This is a genomic window from Pseudomonas protegens (assembly GCF_003732485.1).
In the GTDB taxonomy this organism is placed as follows: Bacteria; Pseudomonadota; Gammaproteobacteria; order Pseudomonadales; family Pseudomonadaceae; genus Aquipseudomonas; species Aquipseudomonas protegens_B.
Window position 1 is genome coordinate 457 of record NZ_MOAK01000053.1, and the last position, 17,710, is coordinate 18,166.

General features: G+C 62.9%; 18 protein-coding genes and 1 pseudogene. 12 read left to right on the forward strand and 7 right to left on the reverse strand.

Annotated features, from left to right (window positions below; all coding sequences use genetic code 11):
• The 6 genes from BLX41_RS13130 to BLX41_RS13155 all read left to right on the forward strand — a co-directional run.
• Positions 1-1,086 (forward strand): oligosaccharide flippase family protein (locus tag BLX41_RS13130; protein ID WP_259744827.1); only part of this gene is annotated, 1,086 nt, incomplete at its 5' end.
• Positions 1,086-3,014, forward strand: coding sequence for a hypothetical protein (locus BLX41_RS13135; protein WP_123725226.1), 1,929 nt, complete (start codon positions 1,086-1,088; stop codon positions 3,012-3,014). The genes BLX41_RS13130 and BLX41_RS13135, both read left to right, overlap by 1 nt.
• Complete coding sequence (locus BLX41_RS13140) at positions 3,011-3,715, forward strand: N-acetyltransferase (RefSeq protein ID WP_123725227.1); 705 nt, start codon at positions 3,011-3,013, stop codon at positions 3,713-3,715. The genes BLX41_RS13135 and BLX41_RS13140 overlap by 4 nt, the downstream gene beginning before the upstream one ends.
• Positions 3,712-4,836: a GNAT family N-acetyltransferase gene (locus BLX41_RS13145; protein WP_123725228.1), complete on the forward strand. Its 1,125-nt coding sequence runs from the start codon at positions 3,712-3,714 to the stop codon at positions 4,834-4,836. The genes BLX41_RS13140 and BLX41_RS13145 overlap by 4 nt, the downstream gene beginning before the upstream one ends.
• Positions 4,833-5,612 carry a ChbG/HpnK family deacetylase gene (locus BLX41_RS13150; RefSeq protein WP_123725229.1) on the forward strand — a complete coding sequence of 260 codons (780 nt, stop codon included), beginning with the start codon at positions 4,833-4,835 and terminating at the stop codon, positions 5,610-5,612. The genes BLX41_RS13145 and BLX41_RS13150 overlap by 4 nt, the downstream gene beginning before the upstream one ends.
• A gap of 191 nt (positions 5,613-5,803) precedes the next feature.
• Positions 5,804-6,058, forward strand: a complete 255-nt coding sequence (locus tag BLX41_RS13155) for a DUF2790 domain-containing protein (protein WP_123725230.1) — start codon at positions 5,804-5,806, stop codon at positions 6,056-6,058.
• 440 nt (positions 6,059-6,498) lie between these two features.
• On the opposite strand, the gene BLX41_RS13160 is transcribed toward BLX41_RS13155, so the two are convergent.
• Positions 6,499-6,765 (reverse strand): DUF1652 domain-containing protein, encoded by a 267-nt coding sequence (locus tag BLX41_RS13160; protein ID WP_123725231.1) that lies wholly within the window; start codon positions 6,763-6,765, stop codon positions 6,499-6,501.
• A gap of 573 nt (positions 6,766-7,338) precedes the next feature.
• Here BLX41_RS13160 and BLX41_RS13165 point away from each other — a divergent pair.
• Positions 7,339-7,644 (forward strand): NIPSNAP family protein, encoded by a 306-nt coding sequence (locus BLX41_RS13165; RefSeq protein ID WP_123725232.1) that lies wholly within the window; start codon positions 7,339-7,341, stop codon positions 7,642-7,644.
• 235 nt (positions 7,645-7,879) lie between these two features.
• Here the strand turns inward: BLX41_RS13165 and ilvA are convergent.
• Positions 7,880-8,902, reverse strand: a pseudogene (gene ilvA, locus BLX41_RS13175) (threonine ammonia-lyase, biosynthetic); the annotation flags it as partial.
• Between the two features lie 286 nt (positions 8,903-9,188).
• Here ilvA and BLX41_RS13180 point away from each other — a divergent pair.
• The gene (locus BLX41_RS13180) at positions 9,189-9,389 is read left to right on the forward strand and encodes a ParD-like family protein (protein ID WP_123725234.1); all 201 of its coding nucleotides are present in this window, start codon (positions 9,189-9,191) and stop codon (positions 9,387-9,389) included.
• Positions 9,386-10,150: a type I methionyl aminopeptidase gene (gene map, locus BLX41_RS13185; RefSeq protein ID WP_123725235.1), complete on the forward strand. Its 765-nt coding sequence runs from the start codon at positions 9,386-9,388 to the stop codon at positions 10,148-10,150. Before BLX41_RS13180 ends, map begins: the two co-directional genes overlap by 4 nt.
• A 3-nt stretch (positions 10,151-10,153) precedes the next feature.
• Here the strand turns inward: map and BLX41_RS13190 are convergent, their stop codons facing one another.
• Together BLX41_RS13190 and BLX41_RS13195 are read right to left on the reverse strand one after the other, a co-directional pair.
• Positions 10,154-11,095, reverse strand: coding sequence for a magnesium transporter CorA family protein (locus BLX41_RS13190; RefSeq protein ID WP_123725236.1), 942 nt, complete (start codon positions 11,093-11,095; stop codon positions 10,154-10,156).
• Between the two features lie 7 nt (positions 11,096-11,102).
• Positions 11,103-12,689, reverse strand: coding sequence for a RimK family protein (locus BLX41_RS13195; protein ID WP_123725237.1), 1,587 nt, complete (start codon positions 12,687-12,689; stop codon positions 11,103-11,105).
• 93 nt (positions 12,690-12,782) lie between these two features.
• Between BLX41_RS13195 and rimI the strand changes: the two genes are divergently transcribed.
• On the forward strand, positions 12,783-13,886 hold the full coding sequence (gene rimI, locus BLX41_RS13200; protein ID WP_123725238.1) for a ribosomal protein S18-alanine N-acetyltransferase: 1,104 nt from the start codon (positions 12,783-12,785) through the stop codon (positions 13,884-13,886).
• A 101-nt stretch (positions 13,887-13,987) separates the two neighbouring features.
• On the opposite strand, the gene BLX41_RS13210 is transcribed toward rimI, so the two are convergent.
• The 3 genes from BLX41_RS13210 to lpxO all read right to left on the reverse strand — a co-directional run bounded on the left by BLX41_RS13210 (position 13,988) and on the right by lpxO (position 16,773).
• Positions 13,988-15,139 carry a PQQ-dependent sugar dehydrogenase gene (locus BLX41_RS13210; RefSeq protein WP_123725239.1) on the reverse strand — a complete coding sequence of 384 codons (1,152 nt, stop codon included), beginning with the start codon at positions 15,137-15,139 and terminating at the stop codon, positions 13,988-13,990.
• A gap of 78 nt (positions 15,140-15,217) precedes the next feature.
• Positions 15,218-15,592: a hypothetical protein gene (locus BLX41_RS13215; protein ID WP_123725240.1), complete on the reverse strand. Its 375-nt coding sequence runs from the start codon at positions 15,590-15,592 to the stop codon at positions 15,218-15,220.
• 281 nt (positions 15,593-15,873) lie between these two features.
• Positions 15,874-16,773 (reverse strand): lipid A hydroxylase LpxO, encoded by a 900-nt coding sequence (lpxO, locus tag BLX41_RS13220; protein WP_123725241.1) that lies wholly within the window; start codon positions 16,771-16,773, stop codon positions 15,874-15,876.
• On the opposite strand from lpxO, the gene BLX41_RS33350 reads away from it, so the two are divergent.
• Both BLX41_RS33350 and BLX41_RS13225 read left to right on the forward strand, forming a co-directional pair.
• Positions 16,736-17,137, forward strand: coding sequence for a hypothetical protein (locus tag BLX41_RS33350; protein ID WP_148059723.1), 402 nt, complete (start codon positions 16,736-16,738; stop codon positions 17,135-17,137). The two genes, lpxO and BLX41_RS33350, sit on opposite strands and share 38 nt — an antisense overlap.
• Positions 17,134-17,710: alpha/beta fold hydrolase (locus tag BLX41_RS13225; protein WP_259744834.1), on the forward strand; the 577-nt coding region annotated here is incomplete at its 3' end. The genes BLX41_RS33350 and BLX41_RS13225, both read left to right, overlap by 4 nt.

Sequence of the window (17,710 nt, forward strand, 5' to 3'; positions counted from 1 at the left end):
ATGGGCCTGCTGCTGACCCAAGTGCTGGTCTATGGCTGCCTGCTGGCAAGCCTGCTGACCCTGGCGGGCCTGACCCTGATGAACACCCTGGGCAGCCAGTGGGACCTGAGCCTGCAACTGGGGGACCTGGCCTGGCTGTTACTGCTGGCGGTGCCGATCACCGTACTCAAGAGCGGCCTGTTGACCCTGCACAACGCCGACGGCCGGGTCGAGGCCTTCAATGCCTTGCGCCTGCTGGAATCCCTGGTGCCGCTGCTGCTTTTCGTCGGCCTGTGGTGGATCTGGCGCGACCAGCCGCTGTCGGCGGCGCTGGTCAGTTGGCTGGGGGGCACCCTGCTGGTGGTGATAGTGGGCTGGTGCTGGATGCGGCGCTGGCATGACCTGCGCCTGCGCTGGCAGCCCGGGGAGCAAGGCCAGCTGTTGCGTTATAGCGCCCAGAGCCATCCCGGGGTGCTGTCCCAGCAATTGATGCTGCGCTCGGACTACCTGTTCATCGGCGCTCTGCTCGACCCGGCGGCCATGGGCTGGTACGCCATGGCCAGCGCCGCCGCCGAATTGCTGTTGATCATCCCGGAAGCGGTGACCACTCCCTTGATGAAACGCCTGCTGCAGCAGGGCTCCGGCATCGAGCAACTGACCACCCTGGCCCTGCGCCTGACGGCCACGGTGATGCTGGGGGCCTGCCTGGGCATGGCGCTGATCGGCCAATGGCTGATCGTCACCCTGTTCGGCGCCGCCTACGCCCCGGCCTACGGCGCGCTGCTGGCCCTGCTGCCGGGGCTGTTCGGCCTGTGCTACGCCAGCATCCTGCGCCTGGACCTGCTGGGCAAACAGCGCCCCGGCAGCCTGTCACTGCTGCTGGCCGGGGGCGCGCTGCTGAACCTGATCCTCAATGCCGTATTGATTCCGCCACTGGGCATCGTCGGCGCCGGCCTGGCTTCGTCGATTGCCTACCTGGCGGTGAGCCTGGTGATGCTCGGCCTGTACTGCCACCTCAGCGGCGTGGCCTGGTATCGCACCCTGATCCTGCTGCCTGGAGACATTGTCTACGTGCGCCATTTACTGCGCCCTAAGGAAACGGCCTGATGAAACCCTGTTCCCTGCTCGCCCTGATGCTGATCGCCGCGGCCTCATCCCTGCACGCAGCCCCCATGCAATGGGGGGATATCCGCGACGGCAGCCTGTATCTGCAAGCCGACAGCGCCGACACCCTGCAACTGCGCTGGAGCCCGGCCTGGCAAAGCGACGCCAACCAGGAACAGCTGTACCTGCTGCAACCGGACGGGCAGTTGCTGCAACAGCTGGAAATCCGCGCCGACCAGCCTTACGGCCAGCGAGAGATCCAACTGCCCGCCGCCCGCGGCGACTATCGCCTGCAGGTGCCGGGCTACAGCTTTCGCAACTTCAAGGTCGGCCATGACAGTTCGACCCTGGCCCAGTTCGAGCCGGCCAAGGTGCATTTCAGTGCCGATGTGCCCAGCGGCGTCGAGCTGTACTTTCGCGTGGCCGCTGGCGAGCAGGCGCTGCTGGCGGGCAAATACTACGGCGGCGTCAGCGTGCTGCAAGCCACGCGCCTGAGCGACGGCCAGCAGGTGCGCCTGAAGCTGGTGGAGCACCCGCAATATGGGCAATTCGACCAGAGCGCCTTGCCGGTATCCCAGCAGGACGAAGTCTGGCGCCTGTCCCTGGGCGGCTCCGGCAAGGTGGCGTTCTGGCTCGATGGCACCGCCAACCTGTTCGCCCAGGACCTGCGCCAGCTGCACCCGTTGCAGTGGACCCCGGCCCGGGTCGAGCTGCGCCTCAAACCCCAGGTGCGCGGTCCCAGCCCGCACCTGGGGATCGCCCTGCCCTATGCCGAGCCGCCGTCGTCGACCTTCGAACTGCTGCGCGCCCTGGGCCCGCAGGCTGCCAACTTCTACAGCTTCGTCGATGTGATCCAGCAAGAACCCCAGCGGGAAATCACCTTTCGCCGGCTGTACCGCGAACACTTCAAGATCGAGCGCGACATCACCTTGCTGGCCGGCACCGGACGCCGGGCCGTGCTGGACGCCGACAGTGCCACCCTGGCCGGGCTCGACGCCTGGCTGGCGGACAGCGTGCGCCTGGGCAACCAGGGCCTGCATTACCTGGCCTTTGCCGACGAACCCAACCTCAACTACCCCAGCTACGCAGCGTTTGCCGCCTATTTTGCGCAGATGCTGGAACACACCAAAGCCAACCCCGACGCCCGCGCAGCCGGAGTGCGCATTGCCATGCCGGTGAGTTCGCGACTGCTGGACGGCCCCTTTCGCGTAGGCGCCGGGCAACGCCGGGGCATCGACTGGGCCCGGCAGTTGCTGGCTGAACACGGTGCCGACATCGATGCCCTGGCCTGGCACGAATGGATGGTCCGCGACCTGCTGGCCACCCGTCGCTATCGAACCAGCGTGCGTGCCGCCGCCGATCTGGTGGGGCTCGATGAGCAGGGCCGGCCACGCAAGGCGCTGTTGCTGAGCCAGACCAACATCTCCAGCGGCCCGGACCTGAGCCCCTATCAGCAGGACACCCACTACGCGGCCCTGTGGTGGGCCTCGGTGGTGATCAACGCCTCCCAGGACGGCCTGCTGGACATGCTCAACTGGTTCCAGGCCGCCGACGAACCCGAATACCCCAAGGGCATGCTGTCCCAGCAGGATGCCCAGCGCTTCAGCCTGAAGCCGGTGGCCGTGGCCCAGCAGTTCATCCAGCAGCATTGGCTGGGTGAGGTCCAGGCCCTGGACAATCCCTCCTTTGAAGTGGATGCCCTGGCCCTGCGGGAGGGGCAGCGCCACAGCTTGCTGGGAGTGGCCAAGACGCCCCGTACTCAAAACATCGAGTTGGGCGACGCCAGCGCTATCTGCCAATCGAACCCCACCCTCGAACTGCTGGGCCCCGAAGGCCGCAGCCGTCACACCACGCTGCACTGCAGCGATGGCCGGGCCAGCTTCCAACTGCCCGGTGAAACCTTGTTTGCCTTGACCTGGAAAACCCTATGAGTCGCTTGACCGGCCTGTTGGCCAAAATCCGCCGCAAGGGCCTGCGGGGCAGCCTGCGGGTCTTTTCTGAACGCTTCTTCTATTACCACTGGGAGCTGCTGACCCTGGAACGCTCACTGGCCTTGCCGGTGCCCTGCCCCATCAACCCCGGCCGCTGGCCCCAGGTGCGCATCACCCGGGAGCTGCTGCCGGCCTTCGACAAGTACTTCAAGGCCCAACTGCCGGCCATTCGCGGCCTGCTGGACAAGGGCAACCGTGGCAGCGCGCACCTGGACCCGGACGGCAACGTGATGATGATGGTCTGGGTCAGTGAGCGCGATTACTACGACGATCAGCTGTACCGCTGCTGGATGCGTATGCCGCCAGGTTGCCTGTACCAGTTTGCCGGTGAATGCGCGCCGCCGTTTCGCGGCTCGGGGGTGGTGATCCTGGCGCAGAAGATGCTCTGGGACGAGTACCGCGAGCGGGGCTTCAAAGCCACCCGGGCCCTGGTCAATGTGCGCAACGAGCCGGCGCTGAAGATGCACATGCGCCTGGGTTTCCAGGAGGTCGGCGAATCCCTGCACGTCTATTGCCTGCTGCGCTGCCTGCATTTCCACCGACGCCGCCCCTATCACCAGACGCGCCTGCATCACCTGCGCCGGGGTCGCCTGGCCGAATCAGCGGCCCCGGCCACTCAAATAGACAAGGAGCGGACGTGAACCTGCGTTGGCAATGGTGCACCAGCCTGGGTGCCCAGGACTTCCCCGTAGAGGCTTATGAACAGCTGCGACAAACCGTCGAACAGGCCACGCCGTTCAATCGTTTGAGCTGGCTGCGGGGCGCCGAACAGGCACTGCAGGATCAGCAGTTGCAGATTCTGCTGGGCTGGCAGGACCAGCGCCTGTTGCTGTGCCTGCCGCTGATCCGCGGCCGCGAGCCCAGGGCCGGGCTGACCCTGCAGGTGGTGCGCCACCTGGGCCATCCCTTGAGCGACCGCCTGGCGCTGCTGGTGGCCGCGCAAGCACAAAACGCCATGCCCGCGGCCCTGCGGGAAATCCGCCGGCAACTGCCCCATGACCTGCTGCAACTCCATGAACTGGTGGATGCCGCCCCCCTGCTGGCGCCCTGGCGCCGGGCAAGCGGGTACAGCGAGCAGTCCCTGAGCTGTCGCGCGCCAGAACACCTGATCGTCCCCAGCGACCAGGAGGAAGCCAGCGGCACCCTGCGTTACGAGCTGCGCCGGGCCAAAAAGCGCTGCGCGGAGATTGACGCCCGGGTGATCCGCGTGACGCCCCAGGCCGACGGTATCGATGCGGTATTGGACATGCTCCGCGAGGTGGAACAGGCCAGTTGGAAAGGCGCCGACGGCCTGGGGATCTTCTCCGGAGCACAACGCCAACAGTGGATGCACACGGCGTTGCATGGCCTGGCTGCCGAGGGTTGCGTGCGAGTGGTGATGCTGGAACACCAGGGCCGCTGCATCAGCTATCGCCTGGGCTTGCTGGAGCGCGGTCGCCTGTATGACTACAACATCGCCTTCCTCGCCGACTACGCCAACCTGGGCAGTGGCCGCCTGCTGCTGGACGAATGGATTCGCTGGGGCCTGGAGGAAGGCTGGCAGTGGGTGGACGCCTCCCGGGTCAGCCTCAGCCGCTCCAGCCATCAGTTGCATGAACGCATGAGCGGTCTGGTGGAGCACCAGCGCTGGAGCTTCTACTCCTGGCGCCCCCGGGGCCTGCTGGCCGGTGTTGCCGAGCGCCTCTGGCAGCAGCTCAAACCTCGTCTCAAGGCCTGGCGCGAGCGCCGCCGGGCCACCACCGCACAAGGGGCTCGCCCATGAAACAAACCCTGGCTGTCACCCGAGCGCACCGGGTCATCGTCAACGCCGACGACTTCGGCCTCGACCTGGACTACAACCAACTGACCCTGCGTGCCTTCAAGCGCGGGGTGATCAGTTCCGCCACCCTGATGGCCAACATGCCGGCCTTTGAGGATGCCTGCCGCCTCACCCACGAGCACGCCCTGCTGGGACGCATAGGCCTGCATTTCAACCTCACCTACGGCGCGCCCCTGAGTCAGGGCATCCGCAGCCAGGCGCTGTTCTGCAATGCCCAGGGGCAGTTCGACCTGAAGCTGCCGCGCTCCGCCCTGCACCTGCCGTCGGCAGCCGCCAATGCCGTGTGGCAGGAACTGGAGGCGCAATGGCAACGCTGTGTCGACCAGGGCCTGCGGCCCAGTCACATCGACTCCCACCAGCACGTGCACAATCTGTGGCCGGTGGCGGCCATCGTTGCCCGCTTCGCCGCCCGCCAAGGGGTGCCGGTGCGCCTGGCACGCAATGTCGGCGGCAATATCGGCCCCCTCAAGCGCCTGTTCAAAAGTGCGTTGAACCGACGCATTGGCTGGCTCACCGGACGCCGGGTAAACGCGGTGTGCACGCCCAAGGACCTGCTGGACGGTTTTCTCCCCACAGGGGTGGTCGAAGTGGTAGCTCACCCGACGCAGTTGGCCGACGGAGATTTTGGCGACGATTACCTGCCCCCGGAACAATCCCTGGAGCAACTGTTGAACCGCGCCTTGCCCAGCCATCAGCGGATTGCCTACAGCGAGTTGTGAAATCCGTTGTCGGGCAGGAGGTTTTTTGCCGGTCAATTGATTAGCTCCCTACTTAATTTAATCAACCGTTAATCCTGCTGCTCAACAGTGTTCTTGACCGCGCCGGCTCAGAGCTTTCTGGCGCACTGCGCGGCAAGTTCTGCACCCGATCAGGTGCAGAACTGACGTTCAGTCTGTTTTGGAGAACCCTTATGAACCTGCGTACCGGATTGACCGCCGCCCTGTTGCTCAGTGCCCTCAGCGGCCTGGCCCAGGCGGACAGCAGCAGCGCCGTGCCCTACCACTACGGAATGCCGCTGCACGTGGCCAAGGTGATTTCCATGAGCGAGCCTGACACCCAGGATTGCAAGGTGATCACGGCGGATATGAAGTACATCGACCAGGCCGGCAAGCCCGAGGAAATCACCTACAGCAAGCTGTCGGATGCCTGCAGCAACCAGAACTGAATCCACCCGCGATCCAGGCCCGCTTGGTCGTTAACCGATAGGGCGGGCCCTGCCCTTTGAGCAAATGCGCAAGACTTTTTGCAAGATCTATCGATTGGCCATTAACGATAGACAAATACTCACTATCGACTCGGTTCCGGACAGCACAGGTCCGGAATGCTGCTGGGGCTTTGGGCAGCAGGTTCGGCGACCACGCTGATTCGTCTTTGTCTGCAGCGCAGCTACCACCATGAATACCCACATCACGATGGTTCTTGGCACTTTGGCTGTAAGGGGGGTCGCCGGCATGGTCCAGGCGGCGGATGCCCAGAGCGTCGAAACCTTGCCCTACCCGTCGGGATGCGCCTGGACCTGAACAAGGCCTGCATGCACCAGAACTGACGCAGCACGCTGCGTCAGGGCGATGCCGGACGGTATCGGGGGTTGCCAGCGTTGCGCGCTTAATGCGCTTTGCGTTTCAGCTCGGACAGTTGGCTTGGAGAATGGGCCAGGTCGTAGCGCAACTCGGCGATCAGCTCGTTGATTTCACGGCAGCCATTGAGCCGGGAAGCATCAATGCCGCTGACCACCAGATCGACGCGGTCGGTTTGATGATCACCGAACACCTTGACCGTCATCGACAGATCGGGACTCAAGGTGCATTGGCAGCGTTTGGGCAGAAAACTGCTTTCAATGATGTTGCGCAGTTCCAGGGCAGATAAAAACATGTCGACTCTCTCCTTTTATTCGAGGCGGCCAATCAATGGACACACAGCCACGACTTCCGTGTTCGTCTACGCTTTCGGCTCACTCTTGGTTGTCCTTGCAGACGGGGCCAAGTTACAGACTAAGCCGCATTTCGGGCGCCACTAAATTCGATTTCGCTCTGAGCTCCGGGCTTTTTGGCTTGAAGGCTGCAAAGCCCTCAGAGCAATCGGCCAATCCATCCTTTGGAACGCAGGCCTCCCCGTCTCAAGCCTGAGCCGATTTCACGCGCGCAGGTTGAAGGAGCACGAAACGTGCCCACACCGCACTCCGTGACAGGGTCGTCAAATCAGTCACTTGGTCGGTGCCGCGATGGCCGGAGCCATGCAAAGTGCAATAGAGGCACTGGATCGCCTTGCAAAATGCCCTGTCATGCAAGCGGATTGCATGGGCGCTTTGGCGCCCATCAAAATGCCTCGGCGAGGCCTTTCCTTTGCTTCAATCCAGACAGATGGCGGTTCTGCTCCTGGGGCAAGACCTGCAATCTAGAGCAAGCCCGCAAGGCATGACCTGCCCCTCTCACCGGAGTACCGCCCTTGATTACCTGCCATGTCAGATATGTCATCGATCCCTACCAGTTGCCTGAATTTGAAGCCTATTCCAAGGCCTGGCTTGCCGTGGTCAGACGTTTGGGCGGTACTCACCACGGTTACTTCCTGCCATCCGAAGGCGCCAGCAACATTGCCTACTGCCTGTTCAGCTTCCCGTCCCTGGCCGACTACGAAGCCTATCGCCAGAGTGCCCTGAGCGACGCCGAGAGCGTGGCCCTGGTGGCATCGGTGATGGAGAAGAAATTCATCCTCAGTTACGAGCGCAGCTTCCTGCGCCCTCTGCTGTCCTGATCCCCAATCCGTCGTAGGAGCCGGCTCGCCGGCGAAGAGGCCCTCAAGCCTTGCATCGCCCCGGCCGGCGCTTTCGCTGGCAAGCCAGCTCCTACAGCAGTCAGATACACCGCGCAGTTCCCCGTAGGAGCCGGCTCGCCGGCGAAGAGGCCCTCAAGCCTTGCATCGCCCAGGCCGGCGCTTTCGCTGGCAAGCCAGCTCCTGCACATACCAGCGCCTACAAGGAGGCGCTGTTCAGGGCTGCGCGTTCGGCTACGTGCCGCAGGCTGTCGAAGTTGATGTTGGCGCCCGAGTCGATGGCCACCAGGGTTTGGCCCCTGGCTCCGCTCCGGGCCACGTATTCCTTGATCCCGGCCACCGCCAGGGCGCCCGACGGCTCGGTGATGGAGCGGGTGTCGTCGTAGATGTCCTTGATCGCGGCGCACAGTTGGTCATTGCTGACGCTGATCACCTGGTCCACGTGATGCCGGCAGATCTGGAAGCCATGTTCGCCAATCTGCGCCACCGCAACACCGTCGGCAAAGGTCCCGACCTGGGGCAGGACCACCCGCTCCCCCGCCGCGAGCGCCTGTTGCAGGCAATTGGAATGCTCGGATTCGACGCCAACGATGCGGATCTCCGGCCGCAGGTATTTGACGTAGGCGGCGATCCCGGCGATCAGTCCGCCCCCGCCTACGGGGACGAAGATGGCATCCAGCGCGCCCTGTTGCTGACGCAGGATCTCCATGGCCACGGTGCCTTGGCCGGCAATCACGTGGGGATCATCAAAAGGAGAAACAAAGGTGCCCCCGGTACGCTGCGCCAGGTCCAGGGCATGAGCCAGGGCAAAGGGAAAGCTCTCGCCATGGAGAATCGCCTCGGCGCCACGGCTGCGTACGCCCAGCACCTTGAGCTCAGGAGTACTGTCGGGCATGACGATGCTGGCCTTGATCCCAAGCTCCCGCGCCGCCAGGGCCACGCCCTGGGCGTGATTGCCGGCGGACGCGGTGATTACCCCACGCTGCCGTTGCTCAGGGGTGAGCTGGGCCAGACGGTTGTAGGCGCCGCGGATCTTGAAGGAAAAGGTCGGCTGCAGGTCTTCGCGCTTGAGCAGGATCTGGTTGCCCAGCCGTTGCGACAGCGCCGGTGCCGCCTGCAGCGGCGTGCAGATCGCCAGGTCGTAGACCGGCGCCGCAAGAATCATCTTCACATAGCGTTCCAGCAGGGCCATGTCGGCGCTGGGCTGGGGCGTGCTGGCAAGACGGCTGGGGCAATGCATGATGGATCTCCTGGCTATGTTCGGAGCCCGGGGACGGAAAGAAAAAACCCGCCTCGAGGGCGGGTTGGGTGCAGTCGTCAGCAAGCCCGCCAATAAGGAATGGCGGTAATAATGCTTGGCTGGGAGCGAAGGGTTGGCAAAGTCATGGACGGAAACTAGCGAATTCAACGGCAAGCCGCAAGCTGCAGGCGCTGAATTTCTCGCTTGCACCCTGAGCTTGCCGCTTGAGCCGCGCTATACGAAACATATATGATTCGTATATTCCCTCAAGAGAGTCCCTATCGACATGGGTATCGTCAAAATCTCCGATGAGCTGCACGAGCAGATCCGCGTCGCCAGTGCCGCCATGGACCGCTCGATCAACGCCCAGGCCGAATTCTGGATCAAGATCGGTCTGTTGGCCGAGCTCAATCCGCACCTGGCCTACAACGACCTGATCAACAAACTGCTGCTGAACAAACCCGACCTGCTCAGGGGGCGCCCATGACTCAAGCCCTGATCAAGACCCCGGAACAACTGGCGCTGATGCGCGAATCCGGACGGCTGCTGGCTCAGGTGTTCACCTTTCTCGACGGCTTTGTCGCCTCGGGCCTGTCCACCCTGGAGCTGGACAGCGCGGTGGAACACTTCATCCGCCATGAGCTCAAGGCACGCCCGGCGAGCAAGGGTCAGTACAACTACCCCTACTGCATCAACACCTCGATCAACGAAGTGGTGTGCCACGGCATGCCTCACCCCAAGGCAGTGCTCAAGGACGGGGATATCGTCAACATCGACATCACCCTGGAGAAGAACGGCTACATCGCCGATGCCAGCAAGATGTACCTGATCGGCCAGGTCGGTCCCAAGGCTCAGCGCCTGGTGAACACTACCTTTGAGGCCATGTGGGCGGCGATCGAGGTGGTGCGCCCGGGCGCTCGCCTCGGCGATATCGGTCATGCCATCCAGTCTCACGCCGAAGCCAGGGGCTACAGCGTGGTCCGCGAATACTGCGGCCACGGCATTGGCCGGCAGATGCACGAAGAACCGCAGATCCTGCACTTCGGCCGCCCTGGCACCGGCCTGGAACTGCGCGAAGGCATGGTCTTCACCATCGAGCCCATGCTCAACCAGGGCAGTGCCCGGGTCCGCGGGCTCAAGGACGGCTGGACCGTGGTCACCCGCGACAATGGCCTTTCCGCCCAGTGGGAACACACGGTGGCGGTGACCCGCGACGGCTTCGAAGTGCTGACCCTGCAAGCGCCATAAGGCTCACATGACCTTGTCGCCATGGCCGGTGAGCCGGCGCAGCCCCAGGGACATGGCCCCGGCAGCCAGCAACATGGCCAGCAGCAACAGCGAGTAGGAAATCCACCACGGCGTGCCCGCAGTCATCATGCTGAACTCGGACATGCCGCCGATGCTGGCGATCAGGTTCAGCGGCAGGAACACCACGTTGATCAGGGTCAGTTTGCGCAGCAACTGGTTGGTGCTGTTGTTCATCAGGTTGCCCCGGGCATCCATCAGCCCGGCGAACACCGTGGAGTAGATCTCCGCCTGCTTGTAACACTGGTTGTTCTCGATGATCAGGTCGTCGATCAGGCCGATGGCCTGGCTGCCGAACTGCTCCTTCTCGGCGTGGTTGCGCAGGCGGGTCAGCAGCGCGCCGTTGCTGTGCAAGGCATTGAGGTAATAGATCAGGCTCTCGCTGAGGTTGAACATCTGCATCAGGTGGCGGTTTTCCATCGAGCTGTTGAACTTGTGCTGCAGCTCCCGGGCCACCAGCTTGATCACCTTGAGATGGCCCAGATAGTGATGGATGTTGTTGAACAGCAGGTCCAGCAGCACATCCAGCGGGCTGTGCAGGTTGTGCCGCGCCCCGAGCCCCTGGAGCGGCGTATCGTCGGGGGCGATCACCAGCAGCCGGTCCGGAGAAAACAGCAGCCCGCAGGACGACACCTCGAAGGACAGGCTGCCACCGCCGGAATAGTTTTCCGGGCGCTTCCAGATCAGGAACAGGTAATCGGGGTGAAACTCGATGCGCGACACCTCGTCCGGGTCCAGCGCCGAGGCCAGAGCGTGCTCATCGAGCTTGAAGACACTGTGCAGCAAGTCGCGCTCCGCCAGGTCCGGGTTGCTGAACAGCATGACCTGGGCGTCCAGTTCAGGGACGGCCTGCAAGCCGCCATGGGCCAGTCGATAGCCGTGGATCATCGCCGCCTCACCAGGCCTGGCCGCGACGCTTGAGCTCCAGGCGGCGCACGAACTCCTCCAGTACCAGGGAATACAGGTCGTCCTGCAGGTAGGCATCTTCAATGCCGGCGTCGAGATTGGGGTTGTCGTTGACCTCGATCACCACCACCTTGTCGCCGGACTGCTTGAGGTCGACCCCGTACAGACCGTCGCCGATCAGGTTGGCGGTCTTCACGGCCAGTTCCACCACGGCCCGCGGCGCCTCGTGGACCGCCAGGGTGCGGCACTCGCCGTTGATGTCCTGGCCCTTGGCCTTGTGGTTGTAGATCTGCCAGTGGCCCTTGGACATGAAGTACTGGCAGGCAAAGATCGGCTTGCGGTTGAGCACGCCAATACGCCAGTCGTACTCGGTATAGAAGAATTCCTGGGCCAGCAGCAACACCGAGTGCTCGAACAGTTCGGCTGTGGCCGCAAGCAGCGCCTGCTGGCTTTCGACCTTGATCACCCCGCGGGAAAAACAGCCATCGGGAATCTTCAGCACCAGGGGGAAGCCCAGGCGTTCGCCGACCCGCTCGAAGTCTTCCGGTCGCTCCTTGTAGAGGATCTCGGTGGCGGGCATCCCCAACTGGTGGCCCTTGAGCAGGTCGGTGAGATAGACCTTGTTGGTGCAGCGCAGGATCGAGGTGGGGTCATCCATCACCACCAGCCCTTCACTTTCGGCCTTCTTGGCAAAACGATAGGTGTGGTTGTCGACACTGGTGGTTTCGCGGATCAGCAGCGCATCGTATTCGGCAAGACGGGAGTAATCCTTCTTCTCGATCAACTCCACATCGATGCCCAGCCCCTTGCCGACCCGGATGAAGCTTTCCAGGGCCCGGGCATTGGAAGGCGGCAGGATTTCGTGGGGGTCGTGGAGTATCGCCAAGTCATAACGGGCCAACTGCCTTGAGCGCGGTATACGCCAGACCTTGCGACTGAAACTGTCCAGGGAGTTGGCAAATTGATCTTCCTGATCTTCTCGCAACTTGTGCAGGGCGCCAGACTTCACCCCTTCGATATGCCAAGTGTTAGTGCGTTTGAAATCAACTAACAGAATCGGACAAGGAAAGAGTTCAAACAATTGACGAGCCAGTTCCTGCAACGGTTCGATGTGAGTTCGGCCAAAATACAGCGTCAGGGTAAAGCCTTCGGTATCACTGTAGAGGTGATTGCTCAGGGCTTTTTCCAGGGTCTTGTCCAGGTCGTCCAGGGCCAGTCCATAGAGGGCCTTGCGGGTCAGTTCACTGATGGTGCGTACCGATGGAATCACCCGGTGGCCGCGGGCTTCAGCCAGCAGCGAGCAGTAGTAACCGTGTCCCAGGTACTTGTAGCTGCGGCACAGATTGATCACCTGAACCCTTTTGCCCGGGGCGTGTTCCCGGCTCTGCTCAAGGTATTCCTGGGCCGTGAGAATATCTTCACTGGGAAAGTAGGAGGCCCAGTCTTCCTTGCGTTCGACAATGATAATCACCTGACTTGAAGCTTTATCCCCGGGGGAAAAATAACTTGCCGAAGTGATTGTCGCCGGCAAACTTTGCTCGGATACTTCTCGCCAATGACCTTGTACCGCTGACATAAAGTTCGCTCTCGCTTAAGAACCTGACCCTTTCTATTAAGCACGAACTTTTTTCGAAGTCTCGTTTCGTTACGCAACTTTTACGGCGGTTATATGGATCTTGTCTTTCGCACTGCAACCCCCGACGATCTGCCGGCGCTGGTGGCCCTGGAACAGCAATGTTTCACCAGCGACCGGCTGACTCCACGCAGCTTCCAGTGGATGATCAATCGCGCCCACGGGCAACTGCTGGTGGCCGAGCATCAGGCGCGGTTGCTGGGCTATGCCGTGGTGCTGTTTCATCGCGGCACCTCCCTGGCGCGGCTGTATTCCATCGCCATTGCCGAAGACGCCCGGGGCCTGGGCCTGGGCCGACGCCTGCTGCAACGGATCGAGGCCTGTGCCCTGGCCCATGACTGCGCCTATCTGCGCCTGGAAGTGCGCACCGACAACCCGGCAGCGATTGCCTTGTACGAACGCCACGGCTACCGGCGTTTTGCCCGGATCCATGACTACTACGAAGACCACGCCGACGCGCTGCGCCTGGAGAAACGCATTCTCCAGCACCGTGAAACCCGCAGCATCCGCGTGCCCTATTACCAGCAGACCACCGACTTTACCTGCGGTCCGGCCTGTTTGCTGATGGCCATGGCCGCCCTGCAACCGTCGCGGCCCCTGGAGCGACGTGAGGAACTGCAGATCTGGCGTGAAGCCACCACGGTGTTCATGACTGCCGGCCATGGTGGCTGCAGCCCTCAGGGCCTGGCCCTGTCCGCCTGGCGCCGCGGCTTTGGCGTGCGCCTGCAAGTCAACAGCGCTGGGCCACTGTTTCTCAGCGGCGTGCGCGACGAGCATAAAAAGGACGTCATGCGCCTGGTCCACGACGAGTTCTGCAAGGAACTCGATACCAGCGATGTGCAACAGGTACTGGGTGGCCCTCTGGACCTGCCGAGGTTATTGAGTGAGGGCGGCCAGCCCCTGGTGCTGATCAGCAGCTATCGCCTGACCCGTTCCAAGGCGCCTCACTGGGTGATGGTCACCGATTGCGACGAGGATTTTGTCTACCTGCATGACCCGGATGTCGACCATAGCCAGCATCGACAACCGATGGACTGCCAGCACCTGCCGGTCAGCCACAGCGAGTTCGACAAAATGTGCAGCTTCGGCAGCAGCAAACTGCGGGCCGCCGTCATCCTCTCCCTGAGCCCCCAAGCGTAGGAGCCGGCTTGCCGGCGAAGCGGCTCTTGGACCTTGTGCTGTCCTCGCCGGCGCCTTCGCTGGCAAGCCAGCTCCTACGGCAATGGTGTCGGGCTGGCGGATTATTCCAGGCCAACCTTGTACAGGCCGCCCTGATCCTCGTCGGTGAGGATGTAGAGATAACCGTCCGGGCCCTGGCGCACGTCACGGATGCGCGCATTGAGGTCGCCCAGCAGGCGCTCTTCATGGGTGACACGGTCGCCGTCAAATTGCAGGCGGATCAGTTCGCGGCTGGCCAGGGCGCCAATGAACAGGTTGTGCTGCCAGGGTTTGAAGCGATCACCGTCATAGAACGCCATGCCGCTGATGCCGGGGGATTTCTCCCAGACATGATGGGGGTCCACGGTGCCTGGCGCTGTCTGGCCGCCGGCCTCGGGAATCGGCTGCCCGGAATAGTTGACCCCGTGGGTTGCCAGTGGCCAGCCGTAGTTCTTGCCCCGCTCGATGAGGTTGATCTCGTCGCCGCCCTTGGGTCCATGCTCGTTCTCCCACAAGGTGCCGCTCCAGGGGTTGAGCGTCGCGCCCTGTGGATTGCGGTGGCCGTAGCTCCAGATCTCCGGACGCACCCCGGACTGGCCGACAAAGGGGTTGTCGTCCGGCACCCGGCCATCCGGGTACAGGCGCACTATCTTGCCCTGGAGCTTGTCCAGGTCCTGGGCGGTGGCCCGGTTGTTGTTCTCGCCCAGGGTGATGAACAAGTAGCCGTCGCGGTCGAACACCAGGCGAGAGCCGAAGTGGTTGCCGGTGGACAGCTTCGGCTCCTGGCGGAAGATCACCCGGAAGTCCTTGAGCCCGCTCAGGTCGTCGGCCAATCGGCCCCGGCCGACCGCAGTGCCGGCTGTGCCGTTCTCGCCACCGCCTTCGGCGTAGGACAGATACACCATGCGATCCTGCTTGAAGTCCGGTGACAGCACCACGTCCAGCAAGCCGCCCTGGCCATTGGCCCAGACCTTGGGCACCCCGTTCAACGGGGCCGAAAGCTTGCCGTCCGGGCTCACCACCCGCAGGTTGCCGGGACGCTCGGTGACCAGCATGCCTTGGCGATCCGGCAGGAAGGCCAGGGCCCAGGGGTGGTTCAAACCTTGCACCAGCGGCGTCAGGTGCAGAGTGCCCTGCTCGCTGGGAAACGACTGTTCGCCCGCCGCCGAGGCTGGCAACGCGCTGCCCAGCAGGACGCTGGCGCACAAGGTGGCGAAAAGGGTTTTACGCAACATGCTCGCTTCCTTCTGTGGATCAAGAAATTCCCTCGCGCCCCCAGGCAGGCGGCGCCGACAACGCAGTGCACCGGCATCTTAGCGCCGGTTGTTCGGATCGTTGGCTCGGGGGCTTTGCACTCGGGGGTCGGGATTGGGTCGCTGCACACCGCCCCGGGGGTAACCGTTGCCGATACCGCCGTTCTCCAGGGTCGGCGGCCGTCCGCTGGGTGCTGTGCTGGGGCCGCGAACAGGCGGACTGCTGGGCTGGGTGCCCTGCATGCTGTTGGGATTGGCCCGGCGAATGGGGTTGCTGTAGGGATCGTTGTTGCCGCTGTTGGGCAGGTTCTGCGCCAGCAACAGAGCACTGGGCAAGCGCAGGGACACGAGCGGTTCAGGGGCGGCGGCCCAGATGGCGCCACTGGCCCAAGTCAGCGCGATGAATGCGGCAAACCCGCGAGCCAGACTGTTCATGACAAGCCTCCTGAAGAGCGACAAGGTATCGAATTCGATTCCACGCTACGCTCAGGGTTCGGCTTTGTTAATTAAATAATCCTGCAGAACATGTAACACCCGGTATCCACGGCCCGCCATAGGCGCCGCTGCGGTACCGCTGCGTAGGAGCCGGCTTGCCGGCGAAGGGGGCGCTGAGCCCTGCATCGCTCGGGCCGGCGCCTTCGCTGGCAAGCCAGCCCCTACACAAGTCGCAGGCCCGCATCCAGACGCTGGAGCAGGCCAAGAGGCGGGATAGCCGATCAGATATAGATGAACAGCAACAGCAGCGCAGCGAAGATCGCCCACTTTTCCAGGTAGTAGCGGGTGCGGTTGCGCTTCTTCAATTCCTTGCCCCGCAGGCGGATCTTGTACAGCTTGTTGAAGGCCCGGTTCAGGCCACCGGTCTTGTCACCGGCATCATTGGGCGAGCCGGCAGCGGACATCACGGTGCGGCTGAACCAGCCATTGAGCGCTGCAGCCCAGCGATACTTCATCGGCCGCTCGACATCGCAGAACAGAATGATGCGGTTTTGATCGGTGGTGTTTTCCGCGTAGTGGATGTAGGTCTCGTCGAACATCACCGCTTCGCCGTCGCGCCAGTGATAGCGCTCGCCATCGACCTCGATGTAGCAACCTTCATTGTTCGGCGTGGACAGCCCCAGATGGTAGCGATAGGAACCGGCATAAGGGTCGCGGTGGCGCACCAGCTTGGAGCCCGGAGGCAGCTCGGCAAACATCGCCGCCTTGATCGAGCCGATGCTCTGCACCAACTCGGTGGTGCGCGGGCACAGTTTCATCGCCGAAGGGTGGCTGTCGCCGTACCACTTCAGATAGAAGCGTTTCCAGCCGGTCTTGAAGAACGAGTTGAAACCCACATCGTTGTACTGGTCCGAGCGTTTGATCTCACCGGCCTGCAACAGGTTCTGGCCCTCGGTGCGAATCTCTTCCCAGTGTTCCTGCAGCTTGTTCATCTCGGGAAAGTCGGCCGGGTCCAGATAGGGCCGGTTGGGAAACCTGGAGAACAGGTAAAGGAAGCAGTTGATGGGGGCCAGGAAGGTGGAGTGATCACTCAGTTGGCGACCCAGCTTATGGCGCACGCGCCCCCGCAGGTGTACGTACGCAATGGATAAAACGTATACAGCGGCAATGATGAGTTTCACGGAAATTGTCACACTTCAGAAGAGAGCATGCTGCGCCTCTGAAAGCCCGAAGGGCCAAAGGCAAATGGCAGCGTCTGAGTTGAAAAAAGCGCAATCGGCGAACGTCTTTGTCGCCGATCCGACCCTCGGCGTCCGGCCGTCGGCTGGCATTTTAGCCACAGTTTGTAACCAATGGTTAACTCAAATTTGTGAAAAGCTGCGCGACTTCTGTCGAAATTTGCCTGTATTGCGCCAGGTTTTGATTCAGCTCAATAGAATGCCCTCCAGCCCTCTGGCCAGCACAATCGAGCTGTGTTGGCCGGGTTCCCGAGGTATCCTGCCGGGCGTTTTTTTCCTTTCTGCCCGGCAAGGACCGCTGAATTGATCGACCTCACACCTCTTCCGACCCTGGTCCTGCTGCCCGGGATGGATGGCACCGGCAAGCTGTTCGACCCGCTGCTTCAGGCCCTACACCCAAGCGTACCGGTGCAAGTCCTGCGCTACCCCGCCGATCAGGTGCTGGACTACCCCGCCCTGGTGGAGCGCGTATGGCAACAATTGCCAGTGGACCGTCCTTTCGTATTGCTGGGCGAGTCGTTTTCCGGCCCGGTGGCCGTCAGCATCGCCGCCCGACGACCAAGCGCCTTGCAGGGGCTGGTGCTGTGCAGCAGTTTTGTGCGCAATCCGCGTTCGGCACTGGCCCCTCTGTCTCCGTTGCTCAAGTTGCTGCCCTTGCGAGCTTTGCCGTTCTGGCCGATGGATGCCTTGCTGCTCGGTGGTTTTTCCACGCCCGCCCTGCGCGTCGCCCTGGCCGCAGCCATCGCCCAGGTGACGCCCCGGGTACTGCGGGCCCGGTTGCAGTCGGTGATTGCGGTGGATGCAAGCCAGGCGCTGGTGGCCACGGAGGTACCACTGCTGTATCTCCGGGCCCGCCACGACCGGCTGGGGGCCGCCCCCG